Raw genomic sequence first — 3,707 nt, forward strand, 5'->3', positions numbered from 1 at the left:
TGGTTACTGCCAAATCCCCAGTATAAAACCATCCACCTCTAATTGCTTCGGCAGTCTTTTCCGGATCCTTGTAATATCCATCCATCACAACATTGCCGCGGGTAATGATTTCTCCTAATTCCTTCCCATCCCAAACGACTTCTTCTCCATCTTGATTAACAACTTTTGTTTCCCCGTTAAAAACCAATTCTATTCCTTGTCTTGCCTTAATTGTTGCTTGTTCGTCAAGCGATTTAGATTCAAATTCATCCTTCCACTCGTTATAAAGAATGAAAGGTGAAGTTTCTGTTAATCCATACACATGGATCATATTTAAACCAAGAATATCTTGTGCTTTATGAATAAGAGCCGCAGCTGGAGGAGCACCARCTGTAGCCATACGTGGACGCATCTTGATATTGGTTTCTTTTGCTTTCGGATCATTCACAAGCATATTGACGACAGTAGGTGCTCCACATAACAATGTAATATTTTGATTTTCAAATAAGTCCAGAATAAGAGGAGGATCAACTTTTCTTAAACATACATGAGTACCACCAGCAGCCGTAATCGCCCAAACACCACCCCACCCATTTGCATGAAACATTGGTAAGGTATGAAGATACACATCATCATGTTTTACTCCAAGATGATACATGAAATTTGCAGCGTTAATGTAATTTCCACGATGAGTTAACATAACCCCTTTTGGTTTTGAAGTCGTTCCACTCGTATAATTTAAAGTCAGAAGCTGATTTTCATCGATTACAACCTCTGGCTGTGCTTCAAAATCAAAATCTTTAGCTTGTTGAATAAAGTTCTCATAATCTATACCATTTAAAGATGTTTTATGCCCTGTGACAGATACCATAATGATTTTATCCAAGGCAAGTTTATGAACGATCTTTTCAATCGGAGCAATAAATTCTTCATCGACGATTAACATTTTTGAATCACTGTGACTGATAATATACTCCAGGTCCTCAGCTGAGAGACGGTAATTCAAAGGCACCATTACCGCACCCATTTGACAAATACCATAGAAGCATTCCAACATATAATGAGTGTTTGGCAACATCACTGCAACATGGTCACCTTCTTCTATACCTGCTTTATTTAAAGACATAGAAAGTTGATCTACTCGCTGGCCAAATTCCTTATATGTAAACTCCTTCTCTTCATCAATGACAGCCACTTTATGCGGATAATATTTCACCGCCCTACGCTTCCAGTCCATTGGGGTTAATGGGGAAAACATCATAAACAACTCCTTTTTTAACATCTCTTTCATTTGAATATTTGTAAAATTCAGTATACTTACCTCTACTAGTTTCGTCAATGTTCTAATAAAGAAATGCCAGCCGACAAAACAAAAAAAAATTATCTCCATAAATAGTTAGCCACTCACTTCAAATCAGTAAACATTTAAAGAGAATCTTATACTAGTTTTTTCTATTTGAAAGTTTACTAACAAAACGATTTATTAGGGATTCTTTTCTCTATTGCTACAATAGGCTTAATAGTAAAAAAATTCTTAGAGGTAACAGATTATGAGTTTGCAAGGAGAAGTTTCAGTTGTAAATAGAAACAGATAAGAGGTGAAGAAAAGTGTTGAGGTTTTTTGTTTTAAATGTTTTTCTACTCGGTGTAAACAATGGATTGATCGCCGATCATCCGCTTTCATCTCATAAAATAGTTAAAGCAGTGAGATTATTGCGAAATTCACTGCTTTTATAGTGGTCTTTCTTGGACAAATCTTTAGATGATGATGACATCAAGTTGACTACTCTTGCATAATATTGGTCAGTTGAGGCTCCTAAAAAACCATTCAACTTTCCTCTGACTTTTTTCTATAGGTTGTTCTCTATACGTGACGACACATGTTCGGTTAGTTTTCCCACGATTTGTTTAAGTCGTTGGGTTTCTTCTTCATTTAATACACTATAAAAATCTTGAAAAATATTTGCGAAGCACTTATTGATAGAATGATAGGTTTCTCTACCAGTTGCGGTGGATTTAATATAAACGACACGTCGATCATCCTCACTGTGAACTCTTTCAATTAGATTCTTCCGTTCAAGCCGGTCAATTAACGCTGTCCCAGCTGCAGGCTTAATTTTCAAATGATTTGAAACATTTTTAACAGCTATGGATTCCTTTAAGACAATTAATTGTAATGCGTGATATTGCACGGAAGTTAAATCGTATTTAACTAATAACGGCTCAATTAATTCCTGTGAGAGACTACTAAGCTCTTTAATCGAAGTATGTAAATTATATAATTCACTCGAATACATATTAGACAATCCTTTCTTATTGACAACTATCTATCTAAAACTATAACATAGTTAACGTGTCAAAAAATTAACCATGCGAATTATATTGGTTATTGATATTTATAAGAGAAAGAGAGGCTGTTTATGTCAGCAGAACAACGTAAAAAGATAATTATCCTTATGATCAATATGTTTATTGCAATAGGAAGCTTCGGTATTATTATTCCAATCTTACCTGCATACCTGGCTTCCATTAATCAAGGTGGAACTGCTGCTGGGCTAATGATTGCCATTTTCGCAGGTGCCCAACTTATCTTTTCGCCAATTGCCGGAAAATGGACTGATCAATTTGGTCGTAGAAAAATGATTATATATGGATTAATTGGTTTGACTATTTCCATGTTTATTTTTTATGCTGTTAATTCCATTTGGCTACTGTATGCTTCTCGGGTTGTCGGTGGGGTTGGGGCTGCTTTGCTTGTACCAGCAATATTTGCTTATGTTGCTGATATCACCACTTTCGATCAACGGGCTAAAGGCAATAGTTTAGTATCTGCTGCCATGTCCCTAGGGATTGTTGTTGGCCCAGGAATTGGTGGATTTTTAGCTGACTTTGGCTTAAAATTCCCATTTTTGATTTCTGCGCTAGTATCACTCCTCGCAGTAATATTTTCTATTTTTGTTTTAAAGGAAAGCGAAACGAAACAAGCTTCACAAGCTATGGACATGGCAAATAACGAATCGATGGTTCGCAAAATTGCCTTGTCTGTGAAAATGCCCTATTTCATTCCTCTTATCATTACACTTGTGATGAGCTTTGGATTAATGGCATATGAATCTGTTATCGGCCTTTATCTTGACAATCAATTTAATTCAACACCTAAGGACATCGCAACAATGGTTACAGCTACTGGTATCGTCAGCGTAATCGTTCAACTCTTTGTTGTCGACCGGATTGTTCGCCGTTTTGGGGAGGTAAGCGTGCTAATTATCTTTATTAGCGTCGCAGCCATAGGATTCCTTCTTTCACTTTTTGCTTCAAGTTACCTAATTTTCTTTGGAATCTCTCTCATCATCTTCCTTTCTACCTCCATCCTTCGACCAGTCTTAAACACACTGATTTCTAAGATGGCGGGGAATGAGCAGGGATTTGCGATGGGTATGAATAATGCATATATGAGCATTGGAAATGTGCTTGGACCCACTCTTGCCGGAATGATGTATGATGTTCAAATTACCTATCCTTTCATTTTAGGCCTCTTACTCTTGATCCTAACTTTAATGATTACAATGGCTTGGCAAAAGAAATCCCTTCATGCGAAGGCATTATCGTAGAGCTACGATAAAAGATAATGTATATAATTTTAACAATACCCCGAATAGTGGCAACTATTCGGGGTATTGTTAAAATTATGTATTATTGAAAATAAGGGAAGCTCCTCACCTTTGAGG

General features: G+C 36.5%; 3 protein-coding genes. 1 reads left to right on the top strand and 2 read right to left on the bottom strand.

What is annotated here, in order from left to right; translation table 11 throughout:
• Both AC1DUW_RS23365 and AC1DUW_RS23370 read right to left on the bottom strand, forming a co-directional pair.
• Positions 1–1,237 (bottom strand): AMP-binding protein (locus tag AC1DUW_RS23365; protein WP_477643575.1); only part of this gene is annotated, 1,237 nt, incomplete at its 3' end.
• A 592-nt stretch (positions 1,238–1,829) separates the two neighbouring features.
• Positions 1,830–2,276: a MarR family winged helix-turn-helix transcriptional regulator gene (locus AC1DUW_RS23370; RefSeq protein WP_477643576.1), complete on the bottom strand. Its 447-nt coding sequence runs from the start codon at positions 2,274–2,276 to the stop codon at positions 1,830–1,832.
• A gap of 123 nt (positions 2,277–2,399) precedes the next feature.
• Here AC1DUW_RS23370 and AC1DUW_RS23375 point away from each other — a divergent pair, with 123 nt between their 5' ends.
• The gene (locus tag AC1DUW_RS23375; protein WP_201180733.1) at positions 2,400–3,590 is read left to right on the top strand and encodes an MFS transporter; all 1,191 of its coding nucleotides are present in this window, start codon (positions 2,400–2,402) and stop codon (positions 3,588–3,590) included.
• Positions 3,591–3,707: the final 117 nt, after the last annotated feature.

The organism is Peribacillus sp. P4_C12 (assembly GCF_056402095.1).

Excerpts from the sequence above, each read along its gene's own strand:
- AC1DUW_RS23375 (WP_201180733.1), top strand. The coding sequence starts at position 2,400 with ATGTCAGCAGAACAACGTAAAAAGATAATTATCCTTATGATCAATATG.
- AC1DUW_RS23370 (WP_477643576.1), bottom strand. The coding sequence starts at position 2,276 with ATGTATTCGAGTGAATTATATAATTTACATACTTCGATTAAAGAGCTT.